Below are 15,920 nucleotides of genomic sequence, written 5' to 3' on the forward strand. Positions count from 1 at the left end.
TTTGATTTCTTACCGCGTCGAAGTCGGGCGCTTGACCCATACAGGCGACAGGTTGCCGCCGCTGCCGGTGATGTACAGCACCGCAGCTTCACCGCGCTCCAGGGCCACAGGCTTGAGGTCGCTGACCTTCTTGTCGCCGTCGAACAGCGCGAAGCTGACTTTCACCGGATTGATTTCACGCTCGCCGGTGCCCTTGGCCTTGACCGAATCGACCACGGCAGTCTTACCGTCGGCGGTTTTCAGGGTCAGCGCCTTGTCGGTCAGGTTCTGCACGCGAACCAGCGATTTCTGCTTGTTCTTGTACGGCGGCTCTTCCACCAGTTGCGGGGCGCCGGAGGTGTTGTTGACGATGGTGTAGTAGTGATCGCTGGCCAGTTTCACCGGCAGGGTATTGCTGCCGATCTTGGCGCTGTAGTCGCCTTGTGGCATGAAGCTGAAATCGCTGCTGGCCAGTGGGCCGATCTCGTTGAGGCTGGTGTTGCCGACGCTGGCGCTGACTTCCGCGTTGCTAGCGTTGTAGACACGCACGAAGGTCGAGCCTTTTGGCGCGGTCGGCCCATAGAGTGCGGCGTCACCACCGGCGAAGGCCGAGAGCGATACAAAGCCCAGGCTTGCGGCCAGGACGCAGGTTTTCAGCAGGCCGGTCTTGGTCGAACGAGTTGGCATACGAGTTGGGTTCTGCAAGGTCATTTTGAGTAGTCCTCTCAGTTTGACGCCCGGCTGGGCGACTCGGAGTTGTTGGCGTTCAGAGCCAGATTTTGTTGAGGGTCACGAGCCTTTTTGAGTTCGGCGATCCACTGCGGATCGAACTCGGTCAGGTCGTTGTGAGCGGGCAGGTAGCGTTCCGGGAATTCCCAGATCAGCACCTGCGGCGGGCTGCTCTTGAAGGCGTCGGTCTGCAGATACTTGAGCATCGGCAGGATCGGGCCATGGCCGTCTTCGGCGTAATTCACGACATCACTGTGCAGGGCCTGCTTGAGCGCCCCGGCGAAGTTCCAGTTGGGGTTGGCGCTGTAGCTGGTCCCCACCAGACCGACGGCAACCGAGTTGTCGGCGAACAACGCGTCGCTGCTTTCACTGTCGCCCTGGCTCGGGTTGGTGCTGCGCTGCTGCAGGTCATCGGGCTTGGGCAGCAGGTTGCTGAACAGCGGGTCCAACGGCAGGAAGTTGGTCAGGTCACCCTTGTAAGGCGCACTGGATTTGGCTTCGGTGACGAAAGTCTGCGGGTCGCCGCTCAGCGGGGCCTCCCTGGAGATCGCCGCGCCAAGCTGCTGGGCCACGACTTCAGCGCCCATCGGCGTCCAGTGGGTGTCGGTGCGCAGGAACACCTGGCCCTTGTCCTTGGCGCTCTGCAGGGGCGCCAGCAGGTCAGGGGCGAAGATTCCGGCCTGACTCACCTGGGCGTGGAACTGCTGATACAGGTCGGTATGCAGGGCTGCCGGCTTGTTCGCGCCGACGTGCTCCGGATACAGCCGGGTCTTGGCCGGAACGATCGCCAACACCAATTGCGTGCCCTGTTTTTTCAGGGTGTCACGCACGCCCTGGATCAGCGCCAGGTTGTCGGCTTCGTTCTGCTCGCCGTTGACCACCGCGTCGAACTCTTCGTCGGTGTACAGCCATTGGTCCTTGCCCAGGATCACGCCCGGACGACCTTCGTTGAACACCTTGTAGTCCAGCGCGGCCCACAGATTGGTGCCCAGGCGCTTGATCGGAAACTCTTCGTCGTAACGGGTTTCCACCGCCTTGGTCCAGTGACCGTTGAGCACGGTGGTCTCCTTGGACGTCGAGAAGCCGACGAAGCTGCGCAGCGACCACAGACCCAGCACCAGCAGGATCGCCAGGAACAGGAACACGTAGAGGAAACGTAATGAACGGGTCATGTCAGGCTCCTCAGAACTGGAAGTAAAGGAACGGCGAGAAGCTGGCCGCCGAGAGTTTGAGAATCGAGGCAACGAACATCAGCAGGATCAGTCCGCGCATCACGTAGCGCGACCAGTCGGCGGTCCAGTACGCAGGCTGCACCTGCGCGTCGGTGCCGACGATGTAACCCGGTTGATGGATGCTGCCTGGCGTGTCACCTGGCACTGCCTTGATCAGGCCCGGCTCTGCCGAGGCAAGGCCGTCAGCCTGGGCTGGCCTGGCAGTGTTGTTCGTGTCGCTGGTCGGTTTGGCAGGCGCGCGGTTCTGGTAGAAGTCGCGCAGGCCGAAGAACGCCAGGGTGATGTAGGCCACGATCAGGGTTGCCACCTGCAAACCGGTAAGGCTGGCGCGGTTGAGATCCGACAGCTGCCATTGGCCGAAGCTGAACATGGCGCCATACATGCGGGCCGCAACGTGCAGGTTCTCGGAACGGAAGATCACCCAGCCCATCACCACCAGCAGGAAGGTCAAGGCCCAGCGCACCACATTGAAGGTGCGTGGCGCGGTGTTCAGGCCCAAGGCTTTTTCAATGGCCAGCCACACGCCGTGCCAGGCGCCCCAGACGATGTAGGTGATGTTGGCGCCGTGCCACAGGCCACCGAGCAGCATGGTCAGGAACAGATTGCGGTAGGTCGCGACCTTGCCGCCACGATTGCCGCCCAGGGTGATGTACAGGTAGTCACGCAGCCAGGTCGACAGGCTGATGTGCCAGCGACGCCAGAACTCGGTGATCGACTGGCTGACGTAAGGCTGCTTGAAGTTTTCCATGAAACGGAAACCCATCATCAGGCCCAGGCCGATGGCCATGTCGCTGTAACCGGAGAAGTCGAAATACAGCTGCGCGGTGTAGGCCAGCGCGCCGAGCCAGGCATCACCTGTGGTCGGGTGCTGCAAGGCAAAACAATGGTCAGCCACCACCGCCAGGGTGTCGGCGATGAAGACCTTCTTGATGAAACCCTGCATGAACCGCGTACAGCCTTCGGAGAACTTGTCCAGGGTGTGCGTGCGGTTGTTGAACTGGTCCACCAGGTCGCGAAAACGCAGCACGGGCCCGGCGATCAGGTGCGGGAAGATTGCCACGAACGCCGCGAAGTCGATCAGGTTGCGTGTGGCCGGTGTGTCGCCGCGGTACACGTCGATGATGTAGCTGATGGACTCGAAGATGTAGAACGAGATCCCGATCGGCAACAGCACATGCGTCAGGATGAACGGCTCCAGACCAATGGAGGTCATCATCGCGTTGATGCTGTCGACACCGAAGTTGGCGTATTTGAAATAGCCCAGGATGCCCAGATCGACTGCCACGCCCAGCAGCAGCCAGCGCTGCGCAGGTTTGGTCCTGACCCCGGCGGCACCGACGCGCAGGCCGATCCAGTAGTTCCACAGCGTCACACCTGCAAACAGTGCCAGGAAGTCCACTCGCCACCAGGCATAGAACACATAGCTGGCGATCAGCAGCAGCAGGTTGCGATAGCGTTGCCCGCTCAAGTAGTACAAGCCGAGGAACACCGGCAAGAACAGGAACAGGAACACGTTGGATGAGAAAACCATCCTTATCTCTCCGATTGTCCAACATCAAGGGCCGAAGCCCCCCCAAACCCCCCATGGGAAAATGGAGGGGTAAAACAAAAATCTCACGGCCAGCGCCTGATCGTCTGATCGTTCCCACGCTCCGCGTGGGAATGCATTTCTCGGCGCTCCGCGCCATCAAAGGCGACGCAGAGCGTCAGGGGATGCGTGCCCACGCAGAGCGTGGGTACGATCAGGTCGTCAGATCAAGAACCGCCTTTCTCACCCTTCTCATGACTCGGGTCATAGGTGCGGGTCAGGTCGCCGCCGAGGCGAAAGTTCTTGAACGGCTGCATCTTGTGTTTCTGATCCAGCACGTCCGGTCCGCACTCGTACAGCGAGCAATAGGGTTCCAGCCAGGCGAATTTCATGTCGGTCTTGAGGTCCGTCATGTCCTGCTTCTGGCCATCTTTGGCCTGGAATTCATCGCCCGAATCCTTGACCCCGGCCAGTACTCGATCACCCAGGCGCTTGAGCGCGCCGTTGTTTTCCGGCCGCAGATCAACACCATTGGCCTGGGCGAAACTGGCGATCATCGCCAGCGGCGGCAGGGCATAGTTGTGATACGCCAGTGCGCGCTGCTTGCGCTTGAGTTCGTTGGGCAGGAAGCCCTGCGGATCGACCTGATTGGCCGCGACCTTGAACTCCTTCACCGACCAGTCGAACAAGTCCTTGCGGTTGGTTGCCACGGCGGTGGACATCACCGACCAGGCAGCCCAGTACGAGTGGTTGTTGGTCTTGTCCAGGGGCAGGTTGTTCCAGTCGCTGACCACCTGATCGGCCAGCTTGCTGAACCAGGCCTCGATCACTTGCGCATCCTGGCCACGGGTGGCCAGCGGATGCGACTCGGAAAACTTCAGGCGCAGGTAGGACGAGGACATGCTGCCCAGCGCCCATTTGCGCATCGACTTGCCGGTGTGGTTGAAGTCTTTGGACTCCAGCGCGTCAGCCTTGGCCCAGGTGGTGAGCATGTTCAGCGCGCAATCGAGTTGTTCGGGACGACCATCGCGCATGTACTGCATCACCACTTTGCTGGTGTTGCGCTCCATGGTGGTGATGTCCTTGGTGGTGTCGCGGAACGACTGTTCGGAGGCCACGTTCAGTGTCGAACGTGACTTGTCCGAGCCTTCGTACTTGCTGCGAAACTGCAGCGAGCCGGTGTAAGGCTGCGGTGTCGCGTCACAGCTGAACTTGCCTTCGCCGCTCTTGAATTTCTCGACGCCCTCGTAATAACCCTGCGGCGGCACCAGTGTCGAGGCGGCGCTGGCGCTGGTGGCGAACGCTGTCGCAGACAACACGGCCAGCGAGAGGAGGGTGGGGAGCATCAGTTTTGGAGTGTGCATAAGAGCCTCATAACCCGGCTTGCGCGGTTTGATGCGCGACATTCGGGAACACGTTGCGTTTGCATACTTTCGCTTCGACCTGCTGTGGCGCAGCGCCCGCTTCCGGACCCTGCACTTCCAGTGCGAGCAATTGCTGGTCAGCCCAGTCCTTGTCATCGCGCAGTTCGAAGGAGAAGCGCCCGTCGGTTTCAGATGTTTCAGGTTTTTCGATCTTCAGGTCTTCGTGGCGGCCGTTCATGTACCAGAGGCGCGCCTGAAGCGTCTTCACCGAGGTGTCGGCGAACTTGATGTCGATCTGATTGCTGCCGTTGCGCACATCCTTGATGCCGTTTTTGCCGTTGACCAACAGCTCGTTGGTGCCTGGCTTGAGCGTGGTGCTGGTGGTCATCAGCGCCGGTTTGCCTTCGCAGCCGTTATCCAGCAGCGACATCATCTGGCGATAGATGGTCTCCTGGTCCAGGCGGTACAGCGGCGAGAATTCCCAGATGAGAATCTTCGGCGGGTGTTTCTGGAAGTCATCGCTGCCCAGGTATTGCAGCATCGAGCCTTCAAGCCCGCCGCCGGGGAAGGCCACGTTCAGCACGTCAGCACCTATGTATTCCTGCAGAAAACCGGCGAAGTTGTAGTTCTTGCCGCTGTGACTGGTACCGACCAGGGTGATCGACGGGTTACCGGCATCACCGAACAGGTCGCCATCGGCCGCTTCGCCCTTGGGTTCGGTCTCGAACTGATCCATGTACTGGATGGCGTAGCTTGAGCCGCACAATTGACCGGCCATATTGTGCAGAGTGCCCTTCTTGCCCATGCGACCTGACAGATGGGTCTCGAATTCGCGCTTGGGAACGTCGGCGAAGGCCTGCATTTTCTTCACCGATTCGGCGACGATTTTTGCAGTGCGCTGGGCGCCGTAAGGGGTCCAGTGCTGGTCGCCGCGGAAGTAGAAGTCGTGCGCCTGCTGCTCGTTGGTCAGAGGCGAAAGGTCCGGCACGGTGTAGCCCATTTTGGCGAAACGACCGAGCATCGCCTGGTAGTTACGCAGGGCGGTGTTGTAGTCGAACTTGTCACGCTCGGCCGGGAACAGCTTGTTGCGATCGACCAGGCCACGCGTGGGCTGATAGACCACCACCAGCTCCACACCCTTGCTCTTGAAGGCGTCGTGCAGCTGTTGCATGCGGCGGTAGCCTTCAGGCGTCGTATCGAACTCGGTGCGCAGGTCTTCCTTGGTACGGAACAGCCAGTCGCCCTGAGCCTGGACCAGCGTGGTGAAGTTCTGCTGGTAGCGAGTGACGTAGTTTTTCTCGTCGTGAGCTTCCGGGCACAGGCTGCAGCATGGCTCGGCGGTGAAGCTCGGTGCCGTTGCATCGGCGGCGTAAGCGGCGTTGCTGGCGGCGAAAAGCGCAGCGGTCAGGCCGGACAGGCTGAGCAACTTGATCAAATGTGCGTGCATAGACATATCTTCCTCAGTCCCGGAGTTGTTTCTGGCTTTCGACCGGGTCGATCAGCACGGCTTTTTGTTGGCGCACCAGCAGATCGAGAATTTCGTCCTGGCGGTCACCCAGTACACCGTTGAAGCTGATCCCGCTGCTCTTGGTCGGCGCGAGCATCGACACCTTGTACAACTCGACACTCAGCGGCGAATCGATGGACAGCGGGCCGGAACCGTTGGAGGTCAGTTCGCCGCCGACCATGATCAATGACACCTCGGCATCGAACGGGTCGAGCTTGATGTCACGGTCGGTGTCGGACAGATCCTTGATGTGGCCGTAGACGCCCATCAGGCCGTTACCGATGGCCAGGTTTTCGTACAGCTTGATGTTGGTGCTGTTGCGAACCCGGATGCCGTGGCGCTTGTTGGCGAACACGCGATTGCCCCACAGCAGGTTGTCGGCACTTTCATACAGGGTGATGCCGTCGGTGTGGTTGCGGTAAATCTGGTTATAGGCCACCAGGTTGTTCACGCTGTTACGGTCAAGAACGATGCCCGACAGGTGGTTTTCGTAGCTCTTGTTGTTGATGATGAAGCTGTCGTTTACCTCACGGGAAATAATGATCCCGTGCTTCTTCTTGGTCCCGTACACCGTGTTCTCGGCAATGATCAGCCCGTGTGAGCGGTCATGCGGGTCGATGCCGTAGATGATGTTGTCGCGGTAGGTATTGCCCTTGACCACGAAGTCGCGGGTTTCATAGCAGTAGTAGCCGTACCACATGTCCGAGAACTCGGAGTTGACGATCCAGCCGGTCGGGTCCGGACGGTTCATCTGGGCCTTCATGTTCGGCGTGTACTGGGAAATGCTCAGGCCATACGACTTGCTGTTGTTGTACCCAAGGCTTGCGACCTTGGTGTTGAACATGTAGGTCTGGGTTCCGCCCCAGGACAGCAGGAACGGGCGGAATTCCTTCGGCGTCTTGAAGGTGGACGGGGCATTGGCCTTTTCGCTCCAGCCGGTCAGCCTGGTGTCGGCGATGAACAGCTGGTTGTCGTTGACCAGAAACGCACCGGCGTCCTGCGACAGGCGCAGCTCGCTGGTTTTCTTGTCGATTTCAAAGATGCCTTTCTTGCCGACGACGATCGGCAGACGCGCCAGATAGACGCCCGGCGAGGTTTCGCTCAGGTACTGTTTAGGGACCTTTTTCGCCAGCTCCTGCAGAGTCATGTAGCCATCGTCGATGAAGATGGCCTGCGGGATGCCGTGTTGTCGGGCGACCCATTCGGCCATCTTGTTATCGCCGCCAATGAACTCCTTGAGCGAATCCTCCTGCATCATGCGGCGAATCGAGACCTTGCCCGCCTTGCTGCGCACGATTTTCTTCTGCATGGCCTGCTGGGTGTAGCCCGACAGGTCCGGCAGCTTTGGCTTGTCCATCATCAGCGGCCCGATAGGTGGGCTGGTGATGGTGTAGGTGCTCGCCTGATGCAGACCCTTGACCACATCATCGCCGGCCGCCGGCTGCGTCGTTGCAGCAGCGGCTGCCGCCGGAGCGGGAGTGGCCATGGCAGCAGTGCTGGCCAGCAGCAGGGCGCTGCTGAGCACCGCGCTTTCCAGCAGCGCGTGCGGCCAGGCCCGGTGACGCAGACTGTTTGCTTGGCTGTTCATGTCATTGCACTCCTCTCGCAACTTGCATCAGAAGCGCCAGATCACGTCGACGATGGCGCGGTGCATGTAGTTGTCCACACCGCTGTGATACGCATCACCAGGCTTGAATACGCCTGCACGCAGGCGGATCAGCGCCGACGGCTCGTCGAACGACTGGCTCACCGACGCGGGCAGCAGGCCTTGCTTGAAGTACTTGGTCACGACCACGTCCATCTCCTGACCCAGGTCCTTGCGACCGTCTTCGAGCGGCAGCGAGGCGAAGGTGCCGTTGCCGACGCCATCGTCACCGGCGTTCTCGCGGGCCGGGTTGATGCCCGCGCCACCGATACCGGCGTGACCATCCACGCGACGGAACTTGTGGTAGATCAGCGAGGCGTCGTAGTCCTCCTGCATCTGCCAGGAAGCGAACAGCGAGCCGGACTCCACGTTGGCCATTTCGCCCTGGAAGGCTTCACCGAAGCGATGCACGCGTGAGCGGGTACCGGTCCAGTTCGAGCGGTTGCTTTCCAGACCGTTCTGCTCGTAGTTCTTGCTGGCCCGGGAGTAAGCGCCGCCGACCTGCCATTGCGGGTCCAGACGCAAGCGCAGACCCAGGTCGGTGGCCCAGCCGTTGACGTTGCTGCTGTCCTTCTGGCCGGCCAGATACTGATCGGTGGTAGCGTCGTAGGTGCTGCCGATCTGGTCGCGATTACCGGTCAGCCAGGTCAGGCTGCCCCAGTAATTGACGGTGTTCAGGTTGCGGTAGTTGTACGCGTCGCTGTTGGCCTGAATGCCCAGCCAGGTCAGGTCGCCACGGCTGGTCTTGTCCAGATCGTCGATCGACTCGCCCTGATGCTTGAGGCTGCCGCCGTCGTGGCTGTAGTGGGCGCGTACGCCGGCCCACTGGCCGGGGGTCCACTGGTAAGCCACGTCACCGAAAACGTGCTGGCGATCCTTGTCCTGCGCCGACAGCTCGGTCAGGTCGGTGCGGTATTCGCTGAAGCGCTGCGCTGCGCCGACTTCGGCCTTGAGCAGAGTGGTGTCGAACGTCCAGTTCAGCGCCTCGATGTTGGTGTCATGCCATTGGCCATCGTCGTTGCGCAGGCGCTGGCGACCGAGCTTGAGGATCTCGCCAGGGTAGGGCGTGAAGCCGCTGTAGCCGATCCAGAATTCACGCAGCGCCGCATAGCTGTCGTCCACTTCACGGCTGCTCGAAGTACTGCGGGCACGCTGGCTGGTCTGGCCATCGGCGCCGGTGGTCTGCTGATCCAGCGGGTCGGTCTGGATGGTGTCGGTGGCGGTGACCACCTGGCCCATGGCGTAGCCACTCCAGTTGCCCCATTGACCGTACATCCAGGGACGCAGGTCCAGACCGATACCGTTGACGTCGCCACCACCACGGGTGCCCAGGTCACGGTCTTCTTCCATCTGGCCGGTGGCTTTGACTTCGATGCCGAAGTTCTGGTTTTCGGTCAAGGCAGCCAGTGTCGGTGTGGCCCAGACCAGGGTGAAACCCAGACCAAGCCCGGCCGCCATCAGCGGATTCAACTTAAGCTTCATAGAGGTGCGTCCTCGCCGTCTTTTTCTTCTTGCAGGGTCTGCAAGGCCAGCGCGTTCTGCGCCGTGGTGCCCCGGACCTGCTGCTCTCGTTGCAGGAGGCTCTGCGCTTGCGCGCGTTTTTCAGGCGGCAATTGATCGTTGAGTTGTTGCATCAGGTCGGTGGCCTGTGGGGTACCTTGAGCCAGTGCCAGCTGGCCGAAGACCCAGGCGTTGACCGGATCGGGCTTGATGCCCTTGCCTTGCGAGAACAGCTGCGCGAGGGCGAAGTCGGCGCTGTTCTGGCCGCCGCGGGCGGAAGTCAGCAGCTCATCGACGGCTTTCTGCGCGTCGGGGTGGCCCAGGTAGCCACGGCGATACAACTGACCAAGGTAGTAGTGGGCGGAGATCTGCGTCGGCGCGGCCTTGGTCAGGTGCTCCTCGGCTTTCTTCGCATCCGGCAGGACCAGCTTGCCTTCGTAATACAGTTTGCCGAGCAACAGTTCGGCGCGCGGCTGGTCAGCTGCACGGCCGTTGTCCAGGTATTCCATCATCTTGTTGACGTCACCCAGCTCGGGGTAGTCGTACAGCAGTTGCGCCAGGCTGACCCAGGAAGCGGGGTAGCCGGGGGCGACTTTCTCCAGCAGTTGCTGGGCGGTTTTCTCGTCCGGCTTGCCCAGGGTGGCATCGGCCAGCACACGGGCGACGGTGTCGACGCGCATCGCCGGCACGCTGCCCATGGCATAACCGCTTTGCATCTGCGCAAGCAGCGCGGCCTGTTTGTCGGCCTCGCCACGTTTCTGGTAGACCGTGGCCAGTTCCATGTAGCAGACGTCGTTGGTGCGCAGCGCCTGTTTGCAGATGCTTTCGACCTCGGCCAGGTGCTGGTCGTAGGTGCCTTGGGTGCGGTACAGCAACACCTGGGCAAGCCCTGCTTCCGGATAACCGGAGGCGCGCCATTCGTTGATCTTCTGTTGCGCGTTCACGTTGGGGAACGTGTGCGGGTATTGCAGATAGAGCATCGCCAGCGGAATCAGCGTGCCGGCTTCGCCATTGGCAAACGCCTGTTTGAGCAGGCCTTCGGCTTCACGCTGTTCCGCTTCGGTCGAGTTCGGCTTGACCGCCAGCAGCTTGCCCAGACGCGATTGCGCCCGTGGCGACGTCTGTGCGGCGGCGCGATAAGTCGCCTCGGCCTGTTTGATCAGTTCCGGGTCGCGGGTGCCGACCTGGATGTCTGCAAGGCCAACCTGTGCATCGCTATAACCCAGGTCCGCCAGTTGCCGATAGTTCTGCTCCGCCAGCGCGGTATCGCCGCGTTTGAGGGCTTCGTTGGCCAGGCGCTGATCGGGGAGGCCGGCACAGCCAGCCAGACCAATGGCGATCGCCAGGCTCAACAAGGTCGGGGCTGACAAGCTTCGTAGTGGGCTAGCCATGCTTAGAGACCTGCGGCCGTGGCTTTATCGATCAGCCAGTTCAGCGAAGGGCCGCGATCGCTGACCACTTCCACCGGGCGACCGGCCAGGCTGCTGCTCAGCGACTCGTCAGGCTGGATCTGCACGCGCAGGTCGGAGGACAGGTCAGCCGGGCTCAGCGCTGTGGAGCTGACGATCTTGCCGCTGTGAGTGCCTTCTTCACCGGCCACCTGGAAGTTGACGCGCGCCCCTGGCTGTACCTCGCCGAACTGGCGGTAGGTGAAGCGGGCATCGACGTTGGCGGCAACGTTGCGCGGGATCAGCTGGAAGATCACCTGGCCTTTGCTGGCGTACTGACCGTCTGCAACCAGTTGCTTGCCGACGACGCAGTCGCACGGGCTGGTCATGGTGCCTGCCAGTTGACGACCGAACAGCTCTTCAATCTTGGCCGGTTGCATTTCGTCCGGGTCCAGGTTGCCTTTGAGCATGTCCAGCATGCTGGTGTTGAAGGTGGCCAGTGGCGCGCCTTTGGACACTTCGCCGTTGGGTCCGACCAGGCTGGTCATGGTGCCTTCGCGAGGCATGGTCACGTCCATGGTCGGAACGCTCACCAGGCCTGAAGTCGAGTGGCTGACGAAGTACATGCCGTAGACCGATTTGGCGACGAAACCGAAGGCCACCAGACCGACCACGAAGATACCGGCGCTGAAGGTCACGGCGCGCAGACGGCCGAACGCGCTCAAGCCACTGCCGCTGTCCTTTTGCTTGCGGGCCTTGGTGAAGTTGTCGCGCTGCAGGGTGGCGAGCACTTCACCCATGCTGACGATATCGCCGCTCAGGTGTGAGGTGATCAGGTGGCGCAGGGTCGCGATGTCCTGGGCTTCCAGGTGCTGGAACTGGCAACCGACACGGCCGGTGGCCGAGTCGATGGCGCGGACCTGCAGTTCCACGTCCATGGCCAGGCCCAGATTGTCGATCAGAAACTGCAGGCGACCCTTGATCACCTCGCCCAGCGCAGGTCGCTGGCTGGCCGGGGCCACGTAGCTCAAGCCACCGGCGGAGAGGTCTTCGACTCGCACCAGCGGGGCGTTCGGCAGACCGTTGAGCAGGCGCAGCTTGGCTGGGATCTTGACCCGGGCGTGCTGGCGCTGGGCTTCGGATTCGTGGACGACGTTCACATTCTTCACGGCTGTATTCATGGCGGTAGTTCCTGATTAATCGAGTTGATCCATTGATGCGGTCAAAGACCCTTCAGACCATTGTCAGCAGCACGGCAACGAAGATGCTGCCAGCCGAGAAAGTCATGGTTCGAGACGACCAGGTGTTGAACCAACCCTGGAAGCTGGCCATGTCGCGGCTCAGTTTGGTGTCCTGGCGGGTCCAGGACTGACGGTCGAGCCGGAAGAAGACGTAGATCTTCATCAGCGCGCCGACGATCTGGTTGTAATAGAGAATCACGGGGTAGGCAGGGCCAATGGCATGCCCGGAGCAGGACAGCAGCAACGTGAGAATCAGACGGGTGATACCGATCCACAGCAGATAGGCGAGCAGCACGCCCATGCCGAATTTGAAGCTGGCCAGCACGGCAACGGTCAGGCCCAGAATCGAGGTCCACATCGACACCCGCTGGTCAAACAGCACGATGCTGGTGAACACGCCCAGGCGGCGGACACCAAGGCCCAGCGCGCGGGAGTTCTGGCGCAGGTTGTTGCCGTACCAGCGATACATCAGCTTGCGACTGGCTTTCAGGAAGCTCTTTTCGGGCGGGTGTTCGACGGTGTTGATCGCAGCGTCCGGCACGTAGAAAGTGTCGTAACCCAGGCGCATCAGGCTGAACCAGCTGGACTTGTCGTCACCGGTCAGGAACTTGAAGCGGCCCAGGCGCCAGTGCTGCAGGGAATCGCTTTCGACGTCGGCGATGAAGTCCGGGTCGGTGACCACGGTTGCACGAAACACCGACATCCGGCCGGTCATGGTCAGTACGCGCTTGGACAGGGCCATCGAGCACATGTTGATGTGACGCTGGGCGAAGCGCAGCTTGTGCCATTCGCTCATGATGTAGCCACCGCGCACTTCGCAGAACTCGTTGGTGGTCAGGCCACCGACGTTACCGAACAGCTGGAACCACGGCACGGTTTTGCGCACCACGCCTTCAGCCAGGACGGTGTCACCATCGATCACGGCCACCACTGCGCGGTCATCGGGCATGTGGCGCGAGATGGCGCGGAAGCCGAAGGCCAGGCCGTCACGCTTGCCGGTCCCGGCGATACGCACGAAGTCCAGGGTCACGTGAGGCGGTGGGTTGTGTTTGGCCCACAGCGCCTTGACCAGCAGTTCGTCGGACATCTCCACCAGCGAGCAGACTACGGTGGTGGGGTATCCGCAGGCGATCGCTTCGCTGATCACCGAGCTGTACACCTGAGCGGTGGTCAGCGCGTCGATACGAAAGCTGGTGACCATCAGAAACACATGGGATGGATCAGCCGCCTTGCCAAGCTTGCGCACTTTGCGGCGCAGATGCGGGTAGACGATGTAGAGAAAGATCATGCCGCGCACAAAGTGCGTTGCGCCCATCGAGTAACGCCAGATACCGACGATACCGACCAGGAAAATAAAGTCCTTCGACTGGGAGTCGAATAGAGTGACCGGCAACGCCATGGCAATGGCGGCCAGCAAACTTAAATAAAACAGCCAACCTGCGGCCTGGAGAAGGCCGTGTCTTAGCCTTTGCATAGTCGGAACCTCAACGAGTCAGTTGCAAACTCAAGCTGCAAGCGCCAGGCCTCAAGCTACAAGCCGGTGTGGCTTGCAACCTGGGACTGATGCTTGAAACTTGCAGCTCGGTGCTTGCAGCTTGCAGCTGCCTTACCAGCAAATACCTTCGGTCTGACCGTTTTCGGTGGTAGTGCCAGTCATGAAACCAACCAGGTCGATGACTCTCTTGCCAGCCGGAGCGTTGTTGGCCAGTGCGCGGAAGCGCTCGTCGCGGTTACCCAGGATGATCACGTCGGAGTTGTCGATCACCGCGTCGAAGTCCGAGTTGAGCAGGGACGAGACGTGAGGGATCTTGGACTCGATGTAGTCCTTGTTGGCGCCGTGTACACGGGCGTATTCGACGTTGCTGTCGAAGATGCTCAGGTCGAAACCCTTGCCGATCAGCATTTCTGCCAGTTCCACCAGCGGGCTTTCGCGCAGGTCATCGGTGCCGGCCTTGAAGCTCAGGCCCAGCAAGGCAACCTTGCGGGTATCGCTGGCGGCGACGATGTCGAACGCGTTCTGCACTTGCGAGACGTTGCTGCGCATCAGCGAGTTGAGCAGCGGAGCTTCGACGTCCAGCGTGCTTGCGCGGTAGGTCAGGGCGCGGACGTCCTTGGGCAGGCAGGAGCCACCGAATGCGAAGCCTGGGCGCATGTAGTACTGCGACAGGTTCAGCGACTTGTCCTGGCAGACCACGTCCATCACTTCACGACCATCGACGCCGACAGCCTTGGCGATGTTGCCGATTTCGTTGGCGAAGGTGACCTTGGTTGCGTGCCAGACGTTGCAGGTGTACTTGATCATCTCGGCGACCGCGATGTCCTTGCGGATGACCGGTGCGTCGAGTTCTTCGTACAGCGATTGCAGAACGTCACCGGACGCCTTGTCGAATTCGCCGATCACGGTCATCGGAGGATGATCGTAGTCTTTGATCGCGGTGCTTTCGCGCAGGAATTCCGGGTTGACCGCAACGCCGAAATCGACACCGGCTTTCTTGCCCGAGCAGTCTTCGAGAATCGGGATGACCACGTTGGCGACAGTGCCCGGCAGCACGGTGCTGCGCACGACGATGGTGTGGCGAGTGGTTTTGTCACGCAGGACGAAGCCGATTTCGCGGCACACCGACTCGATGAAATCCAGTTCCAGATCGCCGTTTTTCTTGCTTGGCGTGCCGACGCAGATCATCGACAGATCGGTGGCGCGAATGGCCTCGGAAAAGTCCGTGGTACCGCGCAGTTTGCCGGTCTTGATGCCCTTGTCCAGGAGTTCACCCAGACCCGGTTCCACGATCGGGGACTTGCCCTGATTGATGAGGTCGATCTTGGCGCTGGAGATATCTACACCCACAACATCATGACCACGCGCCGAGAGGCAACCAGCACATACTGCACCGACATAGCCCAAACCAAAGATGCTGATACGCATCGTAATCTCCTTAATTTTCACGCCATTAGTTGGCTGGATATAAGTACTGTCTTACAAGTTTCGCGCACTCGTCCGCACGGCAAGTTAATGTCGTGACACAAGCACAGGCAGAATTTAAAAGTGAGCGGCCTGATATCGGAGGCGGGCTCTAACTACGAATTCAAAAGCGTCGGGTGGCTCACATGTGGGTACGTGAGTTCCCGATCTGGGATATGGCATAACACTCCAGCGGATGGTTGCGAGTCGCTGCCGCGCCTCTGGCTCAAGGCTTTTGGCCATGATTCAGTATTGTCTTGCCCGTCAGTGGCTGCAGGCACCCGATTGGTGCTTGCTCAACTTACTTCAACTAGTTTGGTGCGTTCTCTCCTAGTACGTACCACTTGGACCTGATCGCCCTACTACGTTGATAAGTAACTTACAGTTCTATCCATATGCCTTGTAAGAGATGTCCTACAAGGGGGACGAGAATTGTTACGGGATGTAGGAGCCTGAGCTTTCGCCATTAGTTCCTGGCCGCTCGTCCTCTTTTTGAGATTTTTTTAGATGAGCTCGAATTATTGAGTAATCGCACTTTGATGGCACTTGCGGTTTCGCCCTTACTGGCAAGGGGGTTCACAGGCGTGCATGTAACTGTGCCACTAGCATGAAACAGCAAAGTGCCACTAGTCAAAAAAGTTGTTAGATTTTTGAGACAAACAGCGCCTCGGCGTTTAATGGATTGTTTATTGACGCCAAATACTTGTCTGTTGGTCCGTTCGTCTGGCCAAAGCGCTGGCAAGGAACTTTAGGGAGGTGAAAATCGGAGGGCTGGGCTGGGTTTTTTGCTGCGCCATGATCGCCCATGACCGAACGCGGGCACTCTGGCGCAAAGCGGCAGGCATGAA

General features: G+C 60.3%; 11 protein-coding genes. All 11 read right to left on the minus strand.

What is annotated here, in order from left to right; translation table 11 throughout:
• Window positions 1-9: 9 nt before the first annotated feature.
• Entirely contained in the window at window positions 10-666 is a 657-nt protein-coding gene (locus ACI2KS_RS04330; RefSeq protein WP_404617548.1) for an alginate O-acetyltransferase AlgF, read from the minus strand.
• Between the two features lie 38 nt (window positions 667-704).
• A complete protein-coding gene (locus ACI2KS_RS04335) occupies window positions 705-1,880 on the minus strand; it encodes an alginate O-acetyltransferase (protein WP_404617550.1) in 1,176 nt (391 codons plus the stop codon).
• A 10-nt stretch (window positions 1,881-1,890) separates the two neighbouring features.
• On the minus strand, window positions 1,891-3,471 hold the full coding sequence (locus ACI2KS_RS04340; protein ID WP_404617552.1) for an MBOAT family O-acyltransferase: 1,581 nt from the start codon (window positions 3,469-3,471) through the stop codon (window positions 1,891-1,893).
• Between the two features lie 224 nt (window positions 3,472-3,695).
• The gene (locus ACI2KS_RS04345) at window positions 3,696-4,832 is read right to left on the minus strand and encodes a mannuronate-specific alginate lyase (RefSeq protein ID WP_404617554.1); all 1,137 of its coding nucleotides are present in this window, start codon (window positions 4,830-4,832) and stop codon (window positions 3,696-3,698) included.
• A gap of 7 nt (window positions 4,833-4,839) precedes the next feature.
• On the minus strand, window positions 4,840-6,279 hold the full coding sequence (locus ACI2KS_RS04350; RefSeq protein ID WP_404618465.1) for an alginate O-acetyltransferase: 1,440 nt from the start codon (window positions 6,277-6,279) through the stop codon (window positions 4,840-4,842).
• Window positions 6,280-6,292: 13 nt separating this feature from the next.
• Window positions 6,293-7,927, minus strand: a complete 1,635-nt coding sequence (gene algG, locus ACI2KS_RS04355) for a mannuronan 5-epimerase AlgG (RefSeq protein ID WP_404617555.1) — start codon at window positions 7,925-7,927, stop codon at window positions 6,293-6,295.
• 27 nt (window positions 7,928-7,954) lie between these two features.
• Window positions 7,955-9,466, minus strand: coding sequence for an alginate export family protein (locus ACI2KS_RS04360; RefSeq protein ID WP_404617557.1), 1,512 nt, complete (start codon window positions 9,464-9,466; stop codon window positions 7,955-7,957).
• Window positions 9,463-10,875, minus strand: a complete 1,413-nt coding sequence (gene algK, locus ACI2KS_RS04365; RefSeq protein ID WP_404617559.1) for an alginate biosynthesis TPR repeat lipoprotein AlgK — start codon at window positions 10,873-10,875, stop codon at window positions 9,463-9,465. Before algK ends, ACI2KS_RS04360 begins: the two co-directional genes overlap by 4 nt.
• A 2-nt stretch (window positions 10,876-10,877) precedes the next feature.
• Window positions 10,878-12,053, minus strand: coding sequence for a PilZ domain-containing protein (locus tag ACI2KS_RS04370; protein WP_404617561.1), 1,176 nt, complete (start codon window positions 12,051-12,053; stop codon window positions 10,878-10,880).
• A 52-nt stretch (window positions 12,054-12,105) separates the two neighbouring features.
• Window positions 12,106-13,587, minus strand: a complete 1,482-nt coding sequence (gene alg8, locus ACI2KS_RS04375; protein ID WP_404617563.1) for a mannuronan synthase — start codon at window positions 13,585-13,587, stop codon at window positions 12,106-12,108.
• A gap of 132 nt (window positions 13,588-13,719) precedes the next feature.
• Window positions 13,720-15,036 (minus strand): nucleotide sugar dehydrogenase, encoded by a 1,317-nt coding sequence (locus tag ACI2KS_RS04380; RefSeq protein WP_404617565.1) that lies wholly within the window; start codon window positions 15,034-15,036, stop codon window positions 13,720-13,722.
• Window positions 15,037-15,920 lie beyond the last annotated feature (884 nt).

Origin of the sequence: Pseudomonas sp. NPDC087358 (assembly GCF_044900785.1) — a bacterium.
In the GTDB taxonomy this organism is placed as follows: domain Bacteria; phylum Pseudomonadota; class Gammaproteobacteria; order Pseudomonadales; family Pseudomonadaceae; genus Aquipseudomonas.

Coding starts and splice junctions, on each gene's coding strand:
- ACI2KS_RS04330 (WP_404617548.1), bottom strand. CDS start 666: ATGCCAACTCGTTCGACCAAGACCGGCCTGCTGAAAACCTGCGTCCTG.
- ACI2KS_RS04335 (WP_404617550.1), bottom strand. CDS start 1,880: ATGACCCGTTCATTACGTTTCCTCTACGTGTTCCTGTTCCTGGCGATC.
- ACI2KS_RS04340 (WP_404617552.1), bottom strand. CDS start 3,471: ATGGTTTTCTCATCCAACGTGTTCCTGTTCCTGTTCTTGCCGGTGTTC.
- ACI2KS_RS04345 (WP_404617554.1), bottom strand. CDS start 4,832: ATGCACACTCCAAAACTGATGCTCCCCACCCTCCTCTCGCTGGCCGTG.
- ACI2KS_RS04350 (WP_404618465.1), bottom strand. CDS start 6,279: ATGCACGCACATTTGATCAAGTTGCTCAGCCTGTCCGGCCTGACCGCT.
- algG (WP_404617555.1), bottom strand. CDS start 7,927: ATGAACAGCCAAGCAAACAGTCTGCGTCACCGGGCCTGGCCGCACGCG.
- ACI2KS_RS04360 (WP_404617557.1), bottom strand. CDS start 9,466: ATGAAGCTTAAGTTGAATCCGCTGATGGCGGCCGGGCTTGGTCTGGGT.
- algK (WP_404617559.1), bottom strand. CDS start 10,875: ATGGCTAGCCCACTACGAAGCTTGTCAGCCCCGACCTTGTTGAGCCTG.
- ACI2KS_RS04370 (WP_404617561.1), bottom strand. CDS start 12,053: ATGAATACAGCCGTGAAGAATGTGAACGTCGTCCACGAATCCGAAGCC.
- alg8 (WP_404617563.1), bottom strand. CDS start 13,587: ATGCAAAGGCTAAGACACGGCCTTCTCCAGGCCGCAGGTTGGCTGTTT.
- ACI2KS_RS04380 (WP_404617565.1), bottom strand. CDS start 15,036: ATGCGTATCAGCATCTTTGGTTTGGGCTATGTCGGTGCAGTATGTGCT.